This window comes from Pseudidiomarina salilacus, from assembly GCF_047323925.1.
Classification (GTDB): domain Bacteria; phylum Pseudomonadota; class Gammaproteobacteria; order Enterobacterales; family Alteromonadaceae; genus Pseudidiomarina; species Pseudidiomarina salilacus.
On the sequence record NZ_CP178751.1, the window covers coordinates 1,745,284 to 1,765,684 of the forward strand.

General features: G+C 52.2%; 12 protein-coding genes. 3 read left to right on the top strand and 9 right to left on the bottom strand.

The window, feature by feature from the left end:
* The first annotated feature begins 4 nt into the window (after nt 1-4).
* A complete protein-coding gene (locus tag ACJ8W9_RS08325) occupies nt 5-1,366 on the top strand; it encodes an amidohydrolase family protein (RefSeq protein ID WP_411359870.1) in 1,362 nt (453 codons plus the stop codon).
* Here ACJ8W9_RS08325 and pbp4b read toward each other — a convergent pair.
* The 3 genes from pbp4b to ACJ8W9_RS08340 form a co-directional block, all read right to left on the bottom strand.
* Nucleotides 1,363-3,825 (bottom strand): penicillin binding protein PBP4B, encoded by a 2,463-nt coding sequence (pbp4b, locus tag ACJ8W9_RS08330; protein WP_411359869.1) that lies wholly within the window; start codon nt 3,823-3,825, stop codon nt 1,363-1,365. The two genes, ACJ8W9_RS08325 and pbp4b, sit on opposite strands and share 4 nt — an antisense overlap.
* Nucleotides 3,822-5,330, bottom strand: a complete 1,509-nt coding sequence (locus tag ACJ8W9_RS08335; RefSeq protein WP_411359867.1) for a tryptophan halogenase family protein — start codon at nt 5,328-5,330, stop codon at nt 3,822-3,824. The genes pbp4b and ACJ8W9_RS08335 overlap by 4 nt, the downstream gene beginning before the upstream one ends.
* 71 nt (nt 5,331-5,401) lie before the next feature.
* Nucleotides 5,402-8,221: a TonB-dependent receptor domain-containing protein gene (locus ACJ8W9_RS08340; RefSeq protein ID WP_411359865.1), complete on the bottom strand. Its 2,820-nt coding sequence runs from the start codon at nt 8,219-8,221 to the stop codon at nt 5,402-5,404.
* 498 nt (nt 8,222-8,719) lie between these two features.
* On the opposite strand from ACJ8W9_RS08340, the gene ACJ8W9_RS08345 reads away from it, so the two are divergent.
* Nucleotides 8,720-10,531 carry a glycoside hydrolase family 3 N-terminal domain-containing protein gene (locus ACJ8W9_RS08345; protein WP_411360820.1) on the top strand — a complete coding sequence of 604 codons (1,812 nt, stop codon included), beginning with the start codon at nt 8,720-8,722 and terminating at the stop codon, nt 10,529-10,531.
* On the opposite strand, the gene ACJ8W9_RS08350 is transcribed toward ACJ8W9_RS08345, so the two are convergent.
* Nucleotides 10,528-11,664: a M14 family zinc carboxypeptidase gene (locus ACJ8W9_RS08350; protein WP_411360821.1), complete on the bottom strand. Its 1,137-nt coding sequence runs from the start codon at nt 11,662-11,664 to the stop codon at nt 10,528-10,530. The genes ACJ8W9_RS08345 and ACJ8W9_RS08350 overlap by 4 nt on opposite strands.
* Complete coding sequence (locus tag ACJ8W9_RS08355; protein ID WP_411360822.1) at nt 11,665-14,442, bottom strand: FAD-binding and (Fe-S)-binding domain-containing protein; 2,778 nt, start codon at nt 14,440-14,442, stop codon at nt 11,665-11,667. It lies immediately after the preceding gene.
* A gap of 71 nt (nt 14,443-14,513) precedes the next feature.
* Here ACJ8W9_RS08355 and ACJ8W9_RS08360 point away from each other — a divergent pair, with 71 nt between their 5' ends.
* Nucleotides 14,514-15,362: a MurR/RpiR family transcriptional regulator gene (locus ACJ8W9_RS08360; RefSeq protein WP_411359858.1), complete on the top strand. Its 849-nt coding sequence runs from the start codon at nt 14,514-14,516 to the stop codon at nt 15,360-15,362.
* A gap of 4 nt (nt 15,363-15,366) precedes the next feature.
* Here the strand turns inward: ACJ8W9_RS08360 and ACJ8W9_RS08365 are convergent, their stop codons facing one another.
* The 4 genes from ACJ8W9_RS08365 to ACJ8W9_RS08380 are packed head-to-tail and all read right to left on the bottom strand — an operon-like array spanning nt 15,367 to nt 20,348.
* Nucleotides 15,367-16,512, bottom strand: a complete 1,146-nt coding sequence (locus ACJ8W9_RS08365) for an exo-beta-N-acetylmuramidase NamZ domain-containing protein (RefSeq protein WP_411359857.1) — start codon at nt 16,510-16,512, stop codon at nt 15,367-15,369.
* A complete protein-coding gene (gene murQ / locus ACJ8W9_RS08370; protein ID WP_411359855.1) occupies nt 16,505-17,464 on the bottom strand; it encodes an N-acetylmuramic acid 6-phosphate etherase in 960 nt (319 codons plus the stop codon). The genes ACJ8W9_RS08365 and murQ overlap by 8 nt, the downstream gene beginning before the upstream one ends.
* Nucleotides 17,461-19,044, bottom strand: coding sequence for a sodium:solute symporter (locus ACJ8W9_RS08375; RefSeq protein ID WP_411359853.1), 1,584 nt, complete (start codon nt 19,042-19,044; stop codon nt 17,461-17,463). The genes murQ and ACJ8W9_RS08375 overlap by 4 nt, the downstream gene beginning before the upstream one ends.
* An 11-nt stretch (nt 19,045-19,055) precedes the next feature.
* Entirely contained in the window at nt 19,056-20,348 is a 1,293-nt protein-coding gene (locus ACJ8W9_RS08380) for a hypothetical protein (protein ID WP_411360823.1), read from the bottom strand.
* Between the last annotated feature and the right edge of the window lie 53 nt (nt 20,349-20,401).

Consider the following 20,401-nt stretch of genomic DNA (forward strand, 5'->3'; position numbering starts at 1 on the left):
TACCATGCCCCTTCGCAAGATATGCCTGATTGTAACTGCGTTGCTACTTAGTGCCTGCGCACCTGCGCCGAGCGCCGAGCAAGAAGCTGCGTTGGCGGCTGACACTGTGGTGACTAACGTCAATGTATTGACTTGGCAAGACCAATTACCGCGGTTTCTGACCAAGCAGACTATCGTTATTGACGAAGGTGTCATTACGGCAGTTTCAGATGCGATTGATAACACCCGCATTGGCGCTGCCACTCAGGTGATTGACGGGCAAGGCGGTTATGTCCTAGCAGGCTTTACCGAGATGCACGGGCACGTGCCGGCAGCGGTTAATTTCGGCGGTATGCCCGAACGCTATGCCGACGATATGCTTTATTTGTATGTGGCGAATGGCGTTACGACGGTGCGCGGCATGCTTGGCTACACCAATCAATTAGATTTAAAAAAAGACATCGCTAGCGGTGCTCGCATGGGACCGACCTTGATTCTGGCGGGCCCAAGTTTTAACGACAACACAGTTGAATCACCAGAACAAGCCGCCGCGCGCGTGCAAGAACACGTCGCCGAAGGTTGGGATTTATTGAAAATTCATCCGGGACTGCAGTTAGATGAATACCGCGCAGTTGCTGCAGCAGCACGCCAAGCGGGGATCGATTTCGCAGGTCATGTGCCCGAAGCAGTGGGCATTGATGTCGCCATGGCCGAAGGTCAGCGCACGATAGACCACCTTGATGGTTATTTACGTTTTGTCGACGCCGTCAACCGTCCGATCACCGATGATGAACTGCAACGTCTGGTCGAAATGACAGTTGCCAGCGACATGACGGTCGTTCCGACCCAAGCGCTGTGGGCTACCTTAATTGGTGCCGGTGATGCCGAGCAGTTAGCCGCCTATCCTGAACTTGAGTTGGTACCCGAGCGCGTGCGCGAAGGTTGGCTTAATTATTATGCAAGCCAAGGCTCGAGCTATTTCAATGTTGAACATGCCCAAGTACAGCAAGAAAATCGTCAGCGGCTGTTAAAAGCGCTGTATGATGCGCGCGCAAATATTGTCTTTGGCACGGATGCGCCACAGCTGTTTTCAGTGCCGGGTTTCTCGATTCACCATGAAATTCGCTACATGCTCGACGCGGGTATCCCACTCGATGCCATCTACTACAGTGCTACCGAAGCAGCCGCCGACTACTTTGCCACGCATGATTTGAAAATTGGCCGCGTCGCACAAGGCTATCAGGCGGATTTTATGCTACTTAGCGAGAATCCGTTAGACCGGCCAGCAGTATTGCGCCAGCCAACGGGAGTGATGGTGCGTGGGCAGTGGCTTGACCGCGCCAGTATCGCGGCCAAGCTCGAAGAAATTCGCAGCGCTTACCGTTAATCAAGGCCGAGCACAGCCTCGTAAACACCGGTCATAATGCTGCCGTAATTGCCACTTTCAAATTGCTTACCGACAAATTCATACGCGTCACCGTCGGCTTCAATAGGCGTGTGGCGCGCGTTGGTAAGCAGCACAATGCCAAGATCCAAGGCTGGATCGATTACCGTTGCGGTGCCTGTCCATCCCGTGTGACCAAATGCCAAATGGCTCGCGTACGGGCCAAAATGCCAGCGTAATTGGCCATCAGCGGCACGGCGCCAGCCCATGCCAAAAGTCCGCGCATTTTCGTGCGGCTTGGTGAAGGCGTCCATAATACTGCTGTCGAACAGGTGCACATTGCCGTAGCCACCGCCATTCAACAACGACTGCATCAATACCGCCATGTCTGCGGCGGTACTAAATAAGCCTGCGTGCCCAGCAATCCCCTGCATGGCATAAAAGGCTTTTTCATCGTGCACTTCGCCCTGCAAGGTGTACTGCCGTATATTGGGAAAATCGATACGCCCGCCACGAGTGTTGCCGAGCAATTCCGTCGCCGCAATTTCGTGCGCCTCGCGACCTTTCTCCAGCGGGTTAAATAGCGTGTCATGCAACCCTAGTGGTGTATAAATGTTCTGCTCGGTGTACTGGTCAAGGGGCATCCCAGTGATGCGCTCAATAATAGTACCAAGCAGCATAAAGTTGGTGTCGCTGTAGGTCGTCTGTACCCCCACCCCAACATCGAATGGGACAGCTGTCAGCATGAGTTGTTCGGTTTTCGCTTTAGTTTGCGAAAAGAAGCGTTTGCCGAGTTTATTGTCCGGGTCAAAAAAATGGACCTGTGGCGCATAGCCTGATTGATGCTGCAATAAGTCTTTGACCAATCGTGCCTCGCGGCCATCACCGCGATACTCGGGCAGGTAGTGATAAATCGGCTGATTGACATCGAGTAGGCCGCGGTCGACCAGTTGCATCATCGCCATCGAGGTCGCAAAAGCCTTCGTATTCGAGGCAATGTCAAACAAAGTATCAGTGGTCATCGGGGTCGGTTGCGCTAGCTTATTACCCTGCGTATCGTAACGCTTGGCGTAACCGTAGGCACTATGCTTAATAATTTCACCGTCTTTGATGACCAACAACACCGCGCCAGGAAAGCCGTTCGCTACGTCTTGCTCAATCAGCTCATCCACAGCGGCAAAACGCTTAGCATAGGCCGCCGTATTATCGACTAATTGCGGGTAAGGTACGCGCACATGCACCTGCGCATCAGCTGGCTCAACCTTACGTACAAACAATTGATTGATGCCATCACGCGTGCGACGCTGCAACGAATAATCATAGGTCTTGCCCGGCTGCAGCGGTGTAGCGATATTCAGCAGTTGCCCATTGACTTCAATTTCCGCAGTCACCGGTTGGTCAGTTTCCAGGATTAACCGCCCGCGCTTGGCATAGCTTTTAAATGCCGCTTTGTCGTTCACCCACTCGCGTGTCGAGCGTTGTGCTTCTGGCTCTGGTAAGAGCACGTCAATCTGGCCGCGTGGCTGCGGCAGTTCAGCAACCTGCTGCTCAGCCTTATTCTCACTTTGATAACGCTGCCATAAGGGTTCTAGGCGCTCAGGGAAGTAACGCTCCAGCAACGCGAACACCGCTGCAGCCGTTTGACTATCTGCTTTGCCATCCACTTGCCAAGGTAAAAAGTGCATTTGAAACGCCGCAACCGTACTCGCGGTGGTCTCATCGTACACCCCGGTTTCCGTCACGCCGTAACCGTAAGCGCGTAATGCAGCTTGCAGCAAGCCGGTATTGACCGGTTGCTGATTAAATTCACGCCAATAACGACTCAAGGTGTCTTGTTCATACCATGCGCCGACTCCTTGTTGATACAACTGATACCATGGAAAGCGTGGGCCCGGATCGTTTTTGCGGGTCGGTGCAATATCGGAATGCCCAACCACCGCAGTCGGATGAATATCAGGGTGGCGGGCAAGAATTTGTTGCGCCAACTCGATCACTTTTTCTATTTGCTGTGGGTCGAAATCAGGGAATATACACAAGCGATTCTCGCCATGTTCAGCGCGGCTTGCGGTGCTTTGATTGTCCCATTCACATTGCGGCACGTTGACAATCTCAATGCCAATGGAATGGTCATTGAGATCGGTGCGTCCTTGCCAATAGCTGTCGCCTGCATGCCACGCACGCTCCCGCTCATCCACCAACTGCAAGACCTTTAGGTCGTCGTACGGATAGCTCGGATCACCGCTTTCAGGCACCAAATAATGCGAACTCAAGCCTTTGGGTTCGACCAGCACTTGTACGCTCTTTTGGTAGTCAATCGCGGTATAATGCAGAACCAAGGATTTAATCCGATGATCGTAATTGGCTGAAGGTAGCTGTTCATAGTCAGAGGTCCACGAACAGCTACTGAGCGAGGTCAGCGCCAACAAAATAATGCTTAATTTTCGTACAATAGGTCGGTTCATTGCGCTTTACAGTGTTGCTGAATAAATTGTGCGTGACTCGGTAGCGGCGCTGTTACTTGCTTAAAGATGCGCTGCACCGTGTGAATGTGTTGTTCAAGTTCTGCTTGCGACATTTGTTCTGCCAGCGGATGCACATTATTCGGCCGCAAACCTTGTCCATGGAACATTGAGAACCAGCTGATTTCGTTAAACAACTCATTGTTGCTGTTGCGGAAAATACTGGCATTCTCGCGAAACAAATCGAGGCGTTCTTGCAATGAGTCAGGGATTTCCATGTCGCGACAGTAGCGCCAGAACTCAGAATCGTCACGATTGGTAAGTTTGTAGTGGCACATCACAAAATCGCGAATATTAGTGATTTCTTCGGCGCAGAAATGGTTAAAGGCTTTGGCGCGTTGGCCCATTTCGCCAGCTCCAGGGAGCAAGCTAATGAGGCGAATAATCCCTGATTGCGTCAATTGCAGCCCGGTCGATTCTAACGGCTCAATAAAACCTGCAGCGAGTCCAATGGCGGCACAGTTGTGCTTCCAAGGCTCATCACGACGACCATTAATCCACCGCAAATGGTTAGCTTTATTGTCGAAGTTACCAATGGTTTCACGAAAATCTTGTTCCGCCTTTTCGTGATCGGTGAAGCGACTTGAGTAAACCCAGCCTTCACCCGTGCGATGCTGCAGAGGAATCTTCCAACGCCAACCTTCGTGATGCGCAATCGAACGGGTATAGGGCAGAATATCTTCGGCATCGTGCTGGCCGGGCAATGCAACGGCACTATCACACGGCATCCATTTGCGCCAATCGTGATAGGGAACGCCCATAGCTTCACCAATCAGCAGCGCTTTAAAGCCACTACAGTCGACGAAGAAGTCACCACTGACTTCACCATGCTGCTCAGTGATCAGCGCTTGAATCGCGCCATGCTTTTCGCGCTGTTTAACTTCCAACACACGGTCTTCTAGTGCCGTTACGCCGCGCTTACCGGCAAAATCCTTTAGAAATGCTGCGTACTTCTGCGCATCAAAGTGATACGCATATTTAATATGGCCCAAAGGACTGCGTTTATCAGCAATCGGGCGCGTAAATTTGTGCTGTCGCGCTGCGGTCCACTCGAGATTCACATCGGCCAGTGGCACGGCATTGGCACCCTGCTCCCGCTCATGACGCAAGTAATAGTGATGAAAGGGAACACCGTTTAAGGTGATGCCATACGGACCAAACGGATGTAGATAGAAATCACCGATGTTTTGCCAGTTTTCAAACGCAATGGCTAACTTGAAAGAGCCGTGCGTTGCTTTAAGAAACTCATCTTCGTTGATTTCAAGCAGTTGATTAAATTCGCGAATCCCAGGGATGGTTGCTTCGCCGACCGAAACAGTACCAATCACCTTCGACTCAATCAGGGTGATTTTGTAATGTTGTCGATCAAGCACTTTGCTCAGCGCTGCCGCCGTCATCCAGCCGGCCGAACCGCCACCAAGAATGACAATGTGATAAGGGTCGGTCATAGCGTCAAGGTACCTCACAAACAAATGCGGCCAGCCGAAGCTGACCGCATTTACATTGCTTCCACGTTAACTTAGAACTTGTAAGTTAACTGCATTGTATACGAGCGACCACGTGGGTCAGCTACGCGCGGATCGAATGCTGCACCCGGCGAGTAGTCGTTTTGGTGTGCAGTAAACGGTGGATCGCGGTCGAACAGGTTCTTGATACCGAAGGTAACATCCCAGTCTTCCAACGCCATGTAACGCACGCTGTAGTTGTAGATCAAGTAGCTGCCAACTTCGCCATCGTAGTACGGCGGATTCGCAACACCTGATGCCACACCCGCTGGCGTTTCATCGTCGTAGCTGTGACGGTACAACTGCGTCAAGCTGTGCGCCCAATCACCTTTCGCATAGTTAAAGGTCACGGTGTGCTTCCAACGCAGCGGAATGTTACCGCGTGAATGTGTACCAACTAGGTTTGGACCGAATGGGGCGTCATCCACCAATTTCTTCTTGTCTTCAATCAAGTAGCTACCGTTGAAGTTCAAAGCCCAAATACCATCGTACATTTCACCGTTGGTCTGAATACCTAGCTCGATACCGCTGGTACGGCGTTCACCGGCGTTGATATAACGCGTATCGATAGTCACCAAGTCACCATTCGCATCGCGAATGAAGTTGTCTTGATAGAGGTCGTAGTTTTCCAACAAGTCACGGAAATCAGGAACCTGGATAGTACCTTCGATGACAATTTTCCACCAATCAACGTTCATCGAGAAGTTATCAGTTGGCGCGTAAACCACACCGAAGCTCTCTTGCGTTGACTCTTCAGGACCTAAGTCGAGCTTACCACCAAACAACCGCGTTGGTTGAATTGGCTGACAATTCGGATCTGAAGGATCAACGACGCCGCCTGGGCAGTCACGTGGATCGGCAAGGTCTTGACCCGTGTACGGTTCTTCAGTCGCGCCGTTATAGATTTGGTTGAATGAAGGTGTACGGAAACCAGTGCTGTAAGCACCACGTACAAGAATTTCTTCCGTCGGTTGCCACAACAAGCCCACTTTCGGGTTGGTGGTGCCACCGAAACCATCATAATCATCGCGACGCAAGGCCAGGTTCATTTCGAAACTTTCGACAACTGGAACCAAGGCTTCAACGAACACAGCTTTCACTGTGCGGTCAACATCGTCAAGCACGTTCGCGTTATCGAATGGCGCACCGTAGATGTCTGGGCGATTTGCTGCTTCGCGACGGTCACCGTTAAATTCGTAACCTTCTTTACGAATATCGATACCACCGGCAACGTAGATATTGTCACCACCCCAGCCGAGGTTGAAACCGGTATCGCCAGTAATCGATGCATCGAATTGCGTCATTGTGGTTTTACCACCGTAGAGCACAACTCCTGCAGCTGAAGCTGCTTCTAACGCTGCCATACCGGCGGCTGATTGCGATTGACCTGGTAATAAGAATGGATTGATGTCGCCACTACCGATGCCTGCTGCGAGCATTTCAGTGTAGTGATAACCACCACCAAGTTGCGATTCAGATTCGTTGGTCGCGTGGCCTAGACCGACTTTGTAGTCCCAGAAGCCTATGGTCCCTTCAACACCGAACTGGATTTTCATTGCTTCGGTGGTAGTCTCGATTTGACGTGGACCACAATCCATACAACGCCAGCGATAGGCAATTGGTGCACCATAGTTCAGTTGGTCTGCACCGTAGTAGCCGGCTAATGCATCGTAGATGTAGTCGTACGATTCACCAGTACTTGGATACCAGCCTTCGTTACCAATTGCCCAAGGCGTGATTTGGTTTGGCTCAAATACCTTTTTCGAAGTGACTTCAGAACCAACAAATTCAACAAAACCTTCAGCGTTATCACCGAGTACCGTCGTTGCACGACCGACAAAATCCACGCTCTCAACTGGCTGCTGTAAGGCTGCCGCACGAGGATAATCCCACGCACAACTCACACCAGAGTTTTGCGGACGGTTCCATAGCTCTGCTGCGTCATCATCCATCAACGGATAAACGTCACAACCAGGCATACCCGGCAACGCAAGTACGTTGAATACGTCATTGACCAAACCGGTCTCTGGATTGACTAACCCCGTACCGATTAGGTTGTAGTTTGGACTGGTTGGATCGTTACCGCCTGGGCGGTTGTTCAATGACGCAAATGGCGTACCGCGCGTATCTGGTGACAAGCCGCTTTCTGGTTGGAAAGTGCTTGTGAAGTCACGATCCACACCGCGCAGAATTTCTGCTTTACGGTAAGACAGTGATCCCATTACGTTGTAACCGTCAGAATACAAGTCACCTGAACCCGCTAACACGTTAAAGCGATAAATGTTACCGCCACCGTCTTCGGTGTGATCAGCGAATGCGCCAACTTCCGCGCCTTGGTAATCTTTCTTCAAGATGAAGTTAATAACACCACCGATGGCATCAGTACCGTAAACAGCTGAGGCGCCGTCACGCAGTACTTCAACACGCTCAATGGCGGAAAATGGAATCGAGTTCAAGTCAACCGAGCGGCCTTTTAAGCCGTGGGTTGCTGTGCGGCGACCGTTGAGTAGAACGAGCGTTGAGCCCGCACCCTGTTGCCGTAAGTTTGCCGATGACGCACCGTTATTACCGCGTTCTTCGCCACTCACGATACCCGTGTTACTGGCTAGGTTGTCATTCGAGTTAGAAGCAACGTTCAGTTGCAATAAGAGTTGTTCGGCTGTGGTAATACCCTGAGCATCAATATCGTCACGCGAAATAATAGTCAGCGGTAAATCGCCTTCCATCGCTGTACGTTTGATGCTTGAGCCAGTCACCTCAATGCGCTCAACTTTGTCTTCCTCGTTGTTTTGCTGTGAGTTCTCGTCTTGACCTACATCCTGTGCATAAGCCATACCGCTCATGCTCGTTGTGAGTCCCAGCAGAAGTGCTATCTTGTTGAGTTTCACTTTGCAATCTCCGCTCGTTGTAAGAATCGATGCGTATCGTCACTACGCCTTATCATTATAGGTTTATCGTTTTACGACACCTGACTAACAAAAATGACAGGATCGTCATATCTTGAAAGTACCATACTCATTTATAATGTAAATAATAAATTATTCCAAGTGGAATTCTGAGTAATTTTTGTGCACAAGTGCTATACCCCCGTAATTACTGCATATTTTTATGATATTTCGCAACGAGTTAGTGACAATCCGTCAAATTGTTGCGGAATATTTCGATACCCTTTGTAGACACAAGCTGTGGCTATACCTACCTGGAGTCGAAATGCTTTAGATTAGTGCAAGGAATGAGCTTCGACTTCATACTTTATAAGTAGGAATAATTTATTTTTAGCTGCGGCTAGCGTAGGATAAAGCCTAGGCAAAGACTTAACATTGAGTATAGACATGAACCGGATTATTGCTGTGTTTTGCAGTCTCTTGGTACTGCTAGGCTGCAGTCCACAAGTCGATAACGACGAGCTTGAACGGCTGGTTGGACAAAAATTGATGCTGGATTTTCGCTATTTTTGCGCCGATGGCACACCAAGCGAGGAGTGCAAATCGGCAGTCACCGAATTACCTCCCGAATTAGCTGAAGTATTGCGTGACGGCCAGATTGGCGGTGTTATTTTATTCGCGGATAACCTTATCGAGGCGCCACAAATCGTGCGCTTGATTGATGCGATGCAAAAAGTGATGCGTGATGCTGGCTTACCACCGTTGTTTATCGCCATCGATCAAGAAGGTGGCCGCGTGGCGCGCCTGCCCGAACAAGTCGATGTGCGCTTTGCAGGCAACATGGCCTTAGGAGCGAGTTATGCTGCCGATGCTGAGCAAGGTCAACAATTGACTCTCGACGTTGCTAGCGGCATGGCACAAGTGTTACATGACCTCGGTTTTAATCTCAATTTTGCCCCTACTGTCGACGTCAACGTCAATCCTGATAACCCAGTTATCAACGTGCGTAGCTATGGCGAGTCACCGCAAATGGTGGCTGAGCTAGGCCAACTCACCGTTGCGGCAATGCAACAACAAGGGGTGATGAGCGCCTTGAAGCATTTCCCCGGACATGGTGATACCAGCGTCGATAGCCATACCGGCTTACCGCGCGTTGATCATGACCGTGCCACCATTGCTGCGGTGGATTTGTTGCCTTTTGCCTACAGTATTAATAGCCCCGAACCGCCAGCGATGATCATGACGGCACACATTCAATACCCACAATTAGACGACAGCACTTTTGTCGCAACCGATGGCACAGAAACCATTTTACCGGCGACCATGTCACGCAAAATCCTCAGTGGCGTGCTGCGCGAAGAACTGAATTATCAAGGCGTGATCGTGACTGATGCCTTAGATATGGCCGGAATTGCGCACTATTTCGACGAAGTTGACGCCACTTTGCAAACCTTTCGAGCAGGCGCGGATATTGCACTGATGCCTTACACTATTCGGAATCCTGCCGACATTGCAGCGTTTTGGAATTTTCACGCCCAGGTGATTGCTGGCGCTCGAGATTTAGATGCCACGGAGTTACGTGCCTCAGCAGCACGCATTGCAGCACTGAAAACTGACTATCAGCTGAGCGAGACCATGGACTTAGACGCGCGCTTAGCGACCACAGTCGCCCTGCCACGCGCCAGCAATGTAGCGTTGGAAGATAAACTCGCCAACGCCGCAGTGACGACAGTGTTTGGTCATACTGCGTTGCCGTTGCAAGCCTCGCACTGGCATTTTGTCATGCCCGATACGCTGCGATGTGAAGCCGCGCAGCAGGTGCTGCATCAGCAACGGCCGGAGTTGACCAGTAGCTGCACCAGTTTGGCACGACTACCAGGTGCACCAGAGCAGCAATGGCCAGCTGATAGTGCCATCATTGTTGGCGATATCACCCCGCATCATAGCTTGGTGGAGATGGGCGGCATGGATGACTTAGCTTCTTGGCGCGAGCGTCCAAGCAAAGCGGAACAGCATGCTTGGTTGCAAGAGACATTATCAATGGCGCGTGAACAACAATTGCCGACGGTGTTTGTGGCATTGCGGGCGCCTTATGTGATTGGTGATTTTCGAGAATTGGCGACAGCCGCAGTTGCGACCTACGACTACAGTGCCGCTATTGCTGACAATGGGCGCGTACGCAGCGCCAGTATCAACGCGCTGATCACGACATTATTAACCGGTCAAGCGGCTGGGCAATTACCTGTGAGCGTCGACTAGTGGTTGAGAAAATCTAACAGCGCACGGGCGTCTCCACCTTTGTGTACCGTCGCCGGATACTTTTTGCCGTGTCCGGCGACTTCTACAAACCCCGCAGTGTTGCTGGCATCACCGACGAAATCGACAACGTAGTCGGCACCTTTATGCAAAATGCAAACATCCGCCTGAAATGCTTCTCGTCCTTGCGGTACGAAGGTGAGCTGATGGATTTTAATATCACACAGACCGTCGCTGCGATTTTCTGGGATGGCGTAATAATCCGCTAGGGTATATTCCCGCGCTTGCTCATTGAGCAACGCCTGCAGCGCTGCGTGTAAAGCAAGTACGTTAAGTTCACGCGCGACTTGGCGCTCGGGATCATCCCGGTGCGCACCACTCTCGATCAGAATCGTACTCGCACCAGTGCCAGCAATTTGATCGCCAAAGGAACGCGCTGAATAGCTGTCGTTGTAACGGGCGATCCCGTTAGGCAGCCAGTGCGCCAACACTTTGCGCATGTGCGCAATCAATTGCTTGGCTTGCAAGCGCGCGCTATCCACATGTTTATCGGGATGATACGCTGGCGCTAAGAAGGCGATGGTCGCAGGTTCACTCGAAGCGCCGACAGTGTAGTACGGGTTTTGATCGTGCAAGTTAAATGCCACTGACGGACGTAAACTTTGCACCTGCTGCCATAACAGCCGCCCTTCGGGTGACTGCTGCGCCAGTGCATCGCGATTGATATCAATGCCTTGCGCATTTTCACGGGTGCCACGCTCAGCGCCATCTGGGTTCAGCATCGGGATCACCTGCAAAGCCACCAGCTCTTGCCAATTTGCGGGCAAGCCAATTGCTGCCGCCTGCTCACCGTCGGCCGCATCGCGCAACAACTGTAGCCAGTCCAACACCGCAGCAGTCGCTGTAGATTCGTCGCCGTGCATCTGCGTCCAAGCAAGAATGATCAGCGGTCCGTGCCCCATCGAGATACGCTCAATCGGCCGTCCCTCATAGGATTCACCAATAGGCTGCGCGCCCAAGTCACGCAAAAGTGGGCGGATATCGGACAACGTCAGCTGCCGCTTACAGAGGGCAGCCCTCCTTAGGGGTTGGAGGCGCGTGTGGAGGGCGTTGAGCGTTGTGTCGGGATGGGGCATCTAAGCGCTCCTTGTGCTGATCTGGTTAAGTAAGAATGCGATGTGTTGGTAGGCGCGACCACTGTGCTCGGTAAGGCCGATTTCGCAGGTCCGGCTATTGCTCACCGCATGTTGGCAGGCGGCTGGCAGTTCCCGTGCAAGGGGCGCTAGTGCGCTGGCGTTAAGTTCGGGGGTGGTAAAGCCTTTGTCACCGGCAAAACCACAACATTTAACGCTTGGCGGCTCAACCACTCGGCTACTGCAAAGTTGCGCGAGCTGGCGCAGCGCGCGGCCATTATCGAGGTGGCGACTGCTACAGGTCACGTGCAAAGCCAGCGGCTCCGATAACGGCGTTAAATCCAATTGTGGTGCGACATAACTGAGCAAAAACTCACTGAGTTCATAGGTTTTCACTTGCGCATGTTGGAGCTGCAAAGCGCATGGACTGGCATCAATAATGACCGGATAGCGCCCTTGCTCACTGGCTTGCCACAAGGCGGCTTCGAGTTGCTCGCGCTTGGCCGTGGCTTGCGCTGGAAAACCCTTACTTTGCCAGGGCTGACCGCAGCAATGGTCCGCGCTGTGTGACAACAGTTGCAGCTCAATACCGGCCTTGGCGCACAGCTCGGCAACGGTAGCCGGTAGTGATCGCGCGCTACCCTGCTCAGAGTTGTAGCCAAACAATCGATTCGGACAGGTGGTGAAATAGATAGCTTTGTCTGTACCTAGCGCGCGAGAGTTTTCACTTGGTTTTTCCCCCGCGGCCACCGGCGGTAATTGCGGTAGCCCTTGCGGCATCAGGGCCGGCGCGAAACGCTGCAATTGCCGGCCCGCACCTAGCGCAAAGCGCGCAATCGCTAGGCTCGACCCCAGATGCGCCTGCGTCCATTTGGCCACCGCAGGCGCCAAGGTACGCTGCGCTTGCTGTTCAGCCCGCAGTTGTTGCACCCATTCACCGGTATTAATACCCACCGGACACGCGGTCGCGCACAAGCCCGTTGCCGCGCACGAGTCGATGCCGAGATGTTGGAAGTCGCGCTCAATCTGCGCGCGCTCGCTAGCACTGCGCTGCTGTGTTCGGCGCAACAAAGCGATGCGCTGGCGCGGCGAGAGTGTGTAATTTAACGACGGACACTGGGGCTCACAAAAGCCACATTCAATACAGGCATCAACCGGCTCGGCGATAGCAGGTAATTGCTTCAAATCTTGCAAGTGCGCCAGCGGATCGTCATTCAAAATCACGCCGGGATTGAGAATCCCCTGCGGATCGAGCAATTGTTTTAGTCGCTGCATCAAGGCCAGGCCCTTGCCGCCCCATTGCGCATATAAATAGGGCGCCATGTTACGGCCGGTACCGTGCTCCGCTTTTAACGTGCCGCGATAGCGTTCGGTAACCAGATGATTCACCGCCGCCATAAAGTCGGCATAACGTTGAACTTCAGCCTCAGTGTTGAAGCTCTGCGTGAACACAAAATGCACGTTACCATCGAGCGCGTGACCGAAAATAATCGCTTCGCTGTAGCCATGCTCAAGTAGCAACTGTTGCAAATCAACGACCGCGTCCGCCAATTGCTCAAGCGGAAAGGCGACATCCTCAATCACCACTGTGGTACCGCTAGCGCGCACTGCGCCAACCGCTGGAAATAACCCTTTGCGAATATTCCAAAGCGCGGCACTGCGTTCAGCGTCTTGACTAAAAGCACACAGCGGCTGCGCAGCGACCTTTGCTGCCGCAAGAATGGCGCCAATGGCCGTGGTTGCTTGTTGTAATTCAGCTTCGTTAGCACGGCCGATGTCAATCAATAATGCCACTGCTTGCGCCGGAACCTGCTGCTCCGTATAGGGTGCGAGTAAGTGCGCCACCGATTGCAAAGAGCGACCATCCATAAACTCCACGGCATCGACGCCGCTGTCGCGTAGCGCTGGAATCACTGCGCATGCCGCATGACTGCTAGAGAACAAATACAGCCCAGTAGCGCGCGCCGCCGGGACCGCAACCGTGCGATAAGTAATGGATTCAATAAAACCGAGCGTGCCCTCAGAGCCAATAAATAAATGCGTCAGAATATCCAGCGGGTCAGTGAAATCTAAAAAGGCGTTTAAGCCATAACCCATGGTATTTTTCAGTCGATACTGCTGTGTGACCGCAGCACTAAAGTCAGCATCATCACGTACTTGCTGAGCAAGCATCGCAAGTTGCTCTAATAGCTGCGCATGACTCGTGCGAAAAGCCTGTACACTGGCGGCATCGGCGGTATCTACATGGGTTCCGTCAGCGAGCACAAAACTCAAATGTTGCAGGGTGTGGTAGCTATTGTGCTTCACCCCACAACACATGCCCGAAGCATTGTTGGCGGCGATACCGGCAACCTTACAACTATTAATCGACGCTGGATCAGGGCCAATTTTACGCCCCAACGGCGCTAACTGGCGATTCGCCTCGGCACCAATCACGCCGGCTTGTAAGCGCACCGCAGCGCCCTGCTCAAGAATCTCGACGCGTTGCCAATCTGGCGTCAACATGACCAATACCGAATCAGAGATAGCTTGGCCCGACAAACTGGTCCCAGCGGCACGAAAGGTCAGCGCTATCTGACAGCTTTGCGCCAATTTTACTAAAGCTTGTAATTCAGCTAGGGTCGCCACCTGCAGCACTAACTTCGGTACTTTGTGGTAAAAGCTAGCATCAGTGCTAAACGCCAGACGTCGTGCTAAATCACGCACGCACCGTGAGGCGGGCAACACACTCGCAAGCTGCTGCTCAAATTGCTGCCATTGCTGTTGTGCTAGCGCTCTCACTCTCGTCTCCTAGTTGATATTCCTGCCGATGGGTATATATTCAGAATAAATAATTCCCAAAGGAAGGGCTTATGTCAGCATTTGCCAAAATCAAAGCGATTCAAAATACCTTATCTGCCAGCGAAGCAAAACTCGCGGCTTTTACCCTTTCATCACCCACGGCGATGCGCGAACTGTCGTCGTCGCAGTTAGCCAAAACCGTCGGCGTCAGTCAATCCAGCGTGGTGAAATTCGCTCAAAAACTAGGTTACAAAGGCTATCCAGCTTTTAAATTGTCCGTGGTTGATGCCATCAATAAAAAAGCGCAGAACAAAAGTCGATTACATGGCGAAATCACCGTCGATGACGAATTTAACGATATGGCCGATAAACTGTTAGCCGGCAAAATTAACGTGCTCACCGAAACCCGCAACCTCAACGAAAAAGAAGCCTTTACCGCCGCCGTCAATAAAGTTTTAGGTGCCAAACGCATTTTAATCAGTGGCGTTGGCGGCTCGGCGATTGTCTGTCGCGACCTATGCTACAAATTACAGAAACTCGGCTTACAAGCAGTGAACGACACCGACAGCCATGTGCAATTAGCACTGGCGGCAACCCTCGACGCGCATGATGTCGTCATTGCCATTAGCGAATCGGGTAGCACCCTTGAGGTCGCACGCGTGGTGAAAGAGGCACAACGGCATCAAAGCCCAGTGATCTCCATTACTCGCTACGGCAAAACACCGATCAATCAGCTCGCCGATATTAAGCTCTACTCGGTCGCTGAGAGCGAGTCCACGCGCTTATCGTCGATTCACGCCCGTACCGCGCAAAACTTAGTCATCGATTTACTATTTATTGCGCTGATACAAGCTTCAGAAAACGGTCGCGGCACCCTAGCACGCACCAACAAAGCTTTTCAACGGATGCGCGCCAGCTAATCCACTACGGATACAGCAAGTACGGCGCGCGGCGCTGCTTAAACTGGGTCAGCGCGGTTTGCCAACTGGCGCGAATCTCCGCTTCGCTATGCCCTGCTTCAATGGCTTTACGCAGCTTATCAGTGCCACTGAGCTTATCCATGAAGTCGGGCGCGGTAAAAAACGTCACGCCAGCTTCTTTAAAGGCTTGATGCGCTTCCAGTAACAAACTCAAGTCAAAGCCACGTAAATCACTGTCGCGTAAATCGATACCTGACAGTTGCTGATCTTGTAACTTCGGTGTGGGTGCACTTTGCGGCAGGCTGCGTGGTGTAAAACGAAACTCACCCAGCGGCACTTCATCGTGCCCCATCACCTGAAACGGAAACTCGGTGCCGCGCCCAATACTGACCGCAGTTGCCTCAAACAAACACAGCGAAGGATACAGCTGAATGGCCTGCGCATTCGGTAAATTTGGACTTGGTGCGACCGGTAACGTGTAGGCTTCGTCACGTTGATAGTCACTGACCGGAACCACTGTCAAAGCCAGCTCATCGGCGGCCTTAATCCAGCCTTCGCCTTTGATCATCAGCGCCAACTCGCCGACCGTCATGCCGTGCAGCAAAGGGATTTCATGCATACCAACGAAAGATTGAAATTCGAGATCTAGCACTGGACCGTCAACGTAAGCGCCATTTGGATTGGGCCGGTCCAGAACGATCATTGCCAGTCCCTGCTCAGCGGCGGCTTCCATCACGTAATGCATGGTGCTGATATAGGTGTAAAAACGCGCACCGACGTCTTGGATATCAAAAATGATAGTGTCTACGCCAGCAAGCATTTCAGCGCTGGGCTTTTTGGTTTTACCGTAAATCGACAAAATAGGTAAGCCAGTACGGGTATCGACCGCGTCATTGATGGTTTCACCGGCTCCCGCATCACCACGAAAGCCATGCTCGGGAGCCAGCACTTTGACCACGTTGACGTCATTTTCGAGCAAGAAGTCGACCAAGTGTTGATCGCCGACGCGCGAGGTTTGGTTTACCACCAAGGCGACATTTTTGTCGGCGAGCAAGGGTAGATATTCAGCTGGACGGTCGGCCGCGATCACGGTCGCTTGTGCCGGTATCCACCACAACGCCGCTACCATGAACATCATGAGTTTACGCATCAGTCGACTCCTTGCCGCTTGCTTGCTCTGCGGCTTGACGTAAGAAACCTGCGTTGCTTTCGAGTAAGCCGCGGGCGGTCGCCGCATCTGTTGCGGTTAGGATCATCAAAATCGCTAATTTGGCGCTATTGTCCGCTGCTTTGAGCGCTTGTTCCGCCTGTTCGCGACTGCAATCAGTGGCTTGCATCACAATACGGATAGCACGCGCGCGTAGCTTTTCGTTCGAGGCATTCACATCGACCATTAAGTTTTCATAGGTCTTACCCAGACGAATCATACTAGCGGTACTGAGCATATTGAGCACTAGTTTTTGCGCGGTTCCCGACTTTAATCGGGTCGACCCGGTTAAGGCTTCAGGGCCAACGACAGGGCAAATGCCCATGTTCGCCACTTGCATCATCGCTGAGTCTGGATTACAGGTAACGGCAACCGTGGGACAGCCAATGCTGTTGGCATATTCGAGTGCAGCAACCACATAGGGTGTGCGGCCACTCGCTGAAAGCCCCACCAAAACGTCTTGTGCACTCAGCTGTTTGGCTTTAACGTCCGCGATACCCGCCTCTCGGTCATCTTCAGCACCCTCAACAGCAAATTGAATAGCCGGCTCACCACCGGCAATAATGCCTTGCACTAATTCATCAGGCACACTGAAGGTGGGACGACACTCCACCGCATCTAGAATCCCTAGTCGGCCGCTGGTACCAGCACCAATGTAGAATAAGCGACCGCCAGCAGCGAGGCGTGGCACGATGCAATCGACCGCTTTGGCAATCATCGGCACTTGCGTAGCAACCGCCGGCGCGACTTGTGCATCTTCGCGGTTGATGCGGCGCAAAATCGCCTCGGTCGGCAACAAGTCGATATCCATGGTATTTGGATTCCGGCCTTCCGAAACAATCGCGTTTAGTTGCGCCAATAAGTCATCTGTAGTGTTCGAACGATCCGTAGTCATGCAGTTTCTGTGGTTCCATGTTGAGATTGCAAGTTTGCTTTACCACTTAGGCAAATCAGAGTAGAGAGTGTAGTGCCAATCAGCAGTTGCCAAGTGAAGCCAATATCTGCTGCTAATGCCGCAGGCCAAAAGTTGTCGACAATATAAGGCTGCATGCTGAGCGGAACCAAAAACCCTACCACTAGGGCTAAGGTTACTGAGCGCGCACTCCCGCGCTTACTAAATAGAGTCGTAAAGTACACGCCAAGCAGACCGCTATAGGAAAACACCATCACACTTAAGGCAAACTGCAGTAGTGGTGTATCGGTATACTGTTGCCAGTAATAGCACAGGCACGCCATCAACGCTAAGGCTGCCGCAACCAAAGCCATGCCGGCTTGTCCGGCACGGACAAAATGCTGTTCATCAAGGTGCGCATTGCGAGCGCGCTTCCACGGCCGATAAATATCTTGAATCAATACGCTGGACATCGAGTTAAGGCCCGAATTGAGCGTCGATAAGGCGGCTGCAATAATCCCTATGGTCACTAAGCCCCGGACGCCGGCTGGGATTTCGGTGAGCACGTAATACATAAAAATGGTCACTGCTTCACCGGCAAAAGTTGGCACCGGTCCATCGCTCAAACCCGAGGCCATAATATCGGGACGCTGGTAGTAAATGTAAAGCAGTAAGCCAATCACAATGAACAGCAACATGACCGGGATCACCATGACGACTGACCACAGCATCGCTTTGCTGCCTTCTTTGGCGTCTTTACAGGTCAACACCCGTTGCGTCATGTCTTGGTCGAGGCCAAAGGCAGCGATATTCAACAATACAAAACCAGTCAATACTGACCACAGGTTGAATACCCCACCACTGCTGAAGTCGAGCTCGGTATCGATCAGCTTCAACTTCGACTCGGCGCCCGGAGCTGGTTGTTGCAGCGCTTGCACAATTTCACCAAAACTCGCCGGGATCGCATTGTAAAGCACGGCAATAACGGCAATCGCAGCACCGACATAGATAACGGCTTGCAATACATCAGAATAGATCACCGAGCGAATACCGCCGACCACGGTATATAAAAGGCCCGCCAGGGTAATGATCAGCGTCGCGGTAATGACGCTACTGGCAGCGATGTCGCCAAATAAGATCATAGCGACCGCCAGTGCGGCCATATACAGCCGTGCGCCACTGGCAAAGACCCGGCCGAATAGATACATCATCCCAGCCTGACGCTTAGCGCCTGCACCAAAGCGTCGCTCTAGCAGTTCATAGACGGTATAAACGCGATACTGATAAAATTTCGGGATCAAAAACATCGCCACGAAAGCGACGGCAATGAAAGCACCAATGTTACTGGCAAGGTAGGTTAAATCACTGCGGTAACCCTGGTCCGGCCCGCCTAAAAAGGTTGCCGCCGACTGCGAAGTCGCCAGTACCGAAATAGCAACCACCCACATCGGCATTTTGTTACCGCCGAGAAAGTAGTCTTGCGTGGAGTTGTTTTTGCGAGTGAACAACCAACCGCTGCCCAGCAGGAGCAGGCCATAAGCGATAAAAACTAAGACATCGGCAAGCGAATACTGATCAAGCATAATAGTTCTTCTTAAGGTTGAATGAGTTCGCGTACCGCGTTTTCAATCAAACGCTCGAGTTTGGCACCGGCTAAGCCGACATGGTCGTAACTATTGTCGTCGACACTGGCCTGCGCAGCAAAGGTAAATTCTTTGGTGCCCGTGGCCAGCGGCAAACAAATATGCGCCAGTGCGACCACTTCGCTAGCACCGCGTGTTTCGCTAGGTCCGGCACCAAGTTTGTGGAAAATACGCCAATTGCCGTTGGTTGCTTGGTCTAGCGTCTGTTGCACACTGAGTCCTTGTAATTCTGGGAACTGCTGTTGCAACGCCGCAGCAATTGCTCGATGCGGCGTAAGACTGGCACCGGCCATCATGCCACCCGCATTGGCGCTATTGTCACTGTGACCAAGTCCGTAAAACAACATTTGCACGGCAGCATCGCTAAGGCCCGGCATTTGTGTGAGCCGATCGCGCTTGTGTGCGGCAAGGCGCTTAAGAAATTCAGCTGAAGCGAGCGTGGTCATTGGCTTGTTGCCAGTTAGGCCACAGTCATCGCAGCGATAGCTGCGCGAACCACTATCGCTGTCGCGCGACACAATTTGCGCTGCGACCTGGCGTGACGGCGTGCGCCAATAAAGATCCGTAGGCTGGAACGCATCCGGTCCATAAGCACCACGGAACATCACTTGCGGTTGACCGATACGAAGCCACGCGTCATGGAAAAGTGCGGTCAGATAATCACGCCCCGCCAGATTGACCAAGTAGTAGGCCAGCGCATTAGAATTACCATCTGCCTTGCCAGAGGCCTCGTAGCTGTTGATGCTGGTGATGAGGTCGGCAAGCTTAACGTCACCAATCAGGGTATCGGGCTGCGCAAAATTATCACTCAACAGTGACATCACGCCCACAAATGCCATGATTTTTGAAGAGCTCCACGGCTCATACAAATCGTCTTGAGTATTGGCGTTGGCCAAATAGCGATACGCCATTTGACCGTCTTTTTGGGCAAAATCAATGACGGTGATCTTGCCGTCTTCAGCACTCATGGGGAGCGCCTGCCAATCGTGCGCCGTGGCCTCGACCCAACCCTCATCGATTCCCACTTCTTGACTGGTACGATAGGTTTGGCTGTCAGCCGCTACCGCTGGCGCACATTGTTGCCAACCCGGTTCGGCATTCGCCGGCAGCAGCGGAGGAGCGCCCATAATGTCATCGTAATAAGCCAAGCCTTCTGGTGCTGGCGGGATCCCATTTGTTTGTGCTTGGCTGCATGCTGTGAGCGGAAAAAGGACTAAAAACAGAGCGATTGTCGATTTTTTCATTAATTAATTCCTTGTTATTCTGTTTCTAAGAATAAAGTATTACAACTTAAAGG

Coding starts and splice junctions, on each gene's coding strand:
- ACJ8W9_RS08360 (WP_411359858.1), top strand. CDS start 14,514: ATGTCAGCATTTGCCAAAATCAAAGCGATTCAAAATACCTTATCTGCC.
- pbp4b (WP_411359869.1), bottom strand. CDS start 3,825: ATGAACCGACCTATTGTACGAAAATTAAGCATTATTTTGTTGGCGCTG.
- ACJ8W9_RS08335 (WP_411359867.1), bottom strand. CDS start 5,330: ATGACCGACCCTTATCACATTGTCATTCTTGGTGGCGGTTCGGCCGGC.
- ACJ8W9_RS08325 (WP_411359870.1), top strand. CDS start 5: ATGCCCCTTCGCAAGATATGCCTGATTGTAACTGCGTTGCTACTTAGT.
- murQ (WP_411359855.1), bottom strand. CDS start 17,464: ATGACTACGGATCGTTCGAACACTACAGATGACTTATTGGCGCAACTA.
- ACJ8W9_RS08345 (WP_411360820.1), top strand. CDS start 8,720: ATGAACCGGATTATTGCTGTGTTTTGCAGTCTCTTGGTACTGCTAGGC.
- ACJ8W9_RS08365 (WP_411359857.1), bottom strand. CDS start 16,512: ATGCGTAAACTCATGATGTTCATGGTAGCGGCGTTGTGGTGGATACCG.
- ACJ8W9_RS08340 (WP_411359865.1), bottom strand. CDS start 8,221: ATGGCTTATGCACAGGATGTAGGTCAAGACGAGAACTCACAGCAAAAC.
- ACJ8W9_RS08380 (WP_411360823.1), bottom strand. CDS start 20,348: ATGAAAAAATCGACAATCGCTCTGTTTTTAGTCCTTTTTCCGCTCACA.
- ACJ8W9_RS08350 (WP_411360821.1), bottom strand. CDS start 11,664: ATGCCCCATCCCGACACAACGCTCAACGCCCTCCACACGCGCCTCCAA.
- ACJ8W9_RS08375 (WP_411359853.1), bottom strand. CDS start 19,044: ATGCTTGATCAGTATTCGCTTGCCGATGTCTTAGTTTTTATCGCTTAT.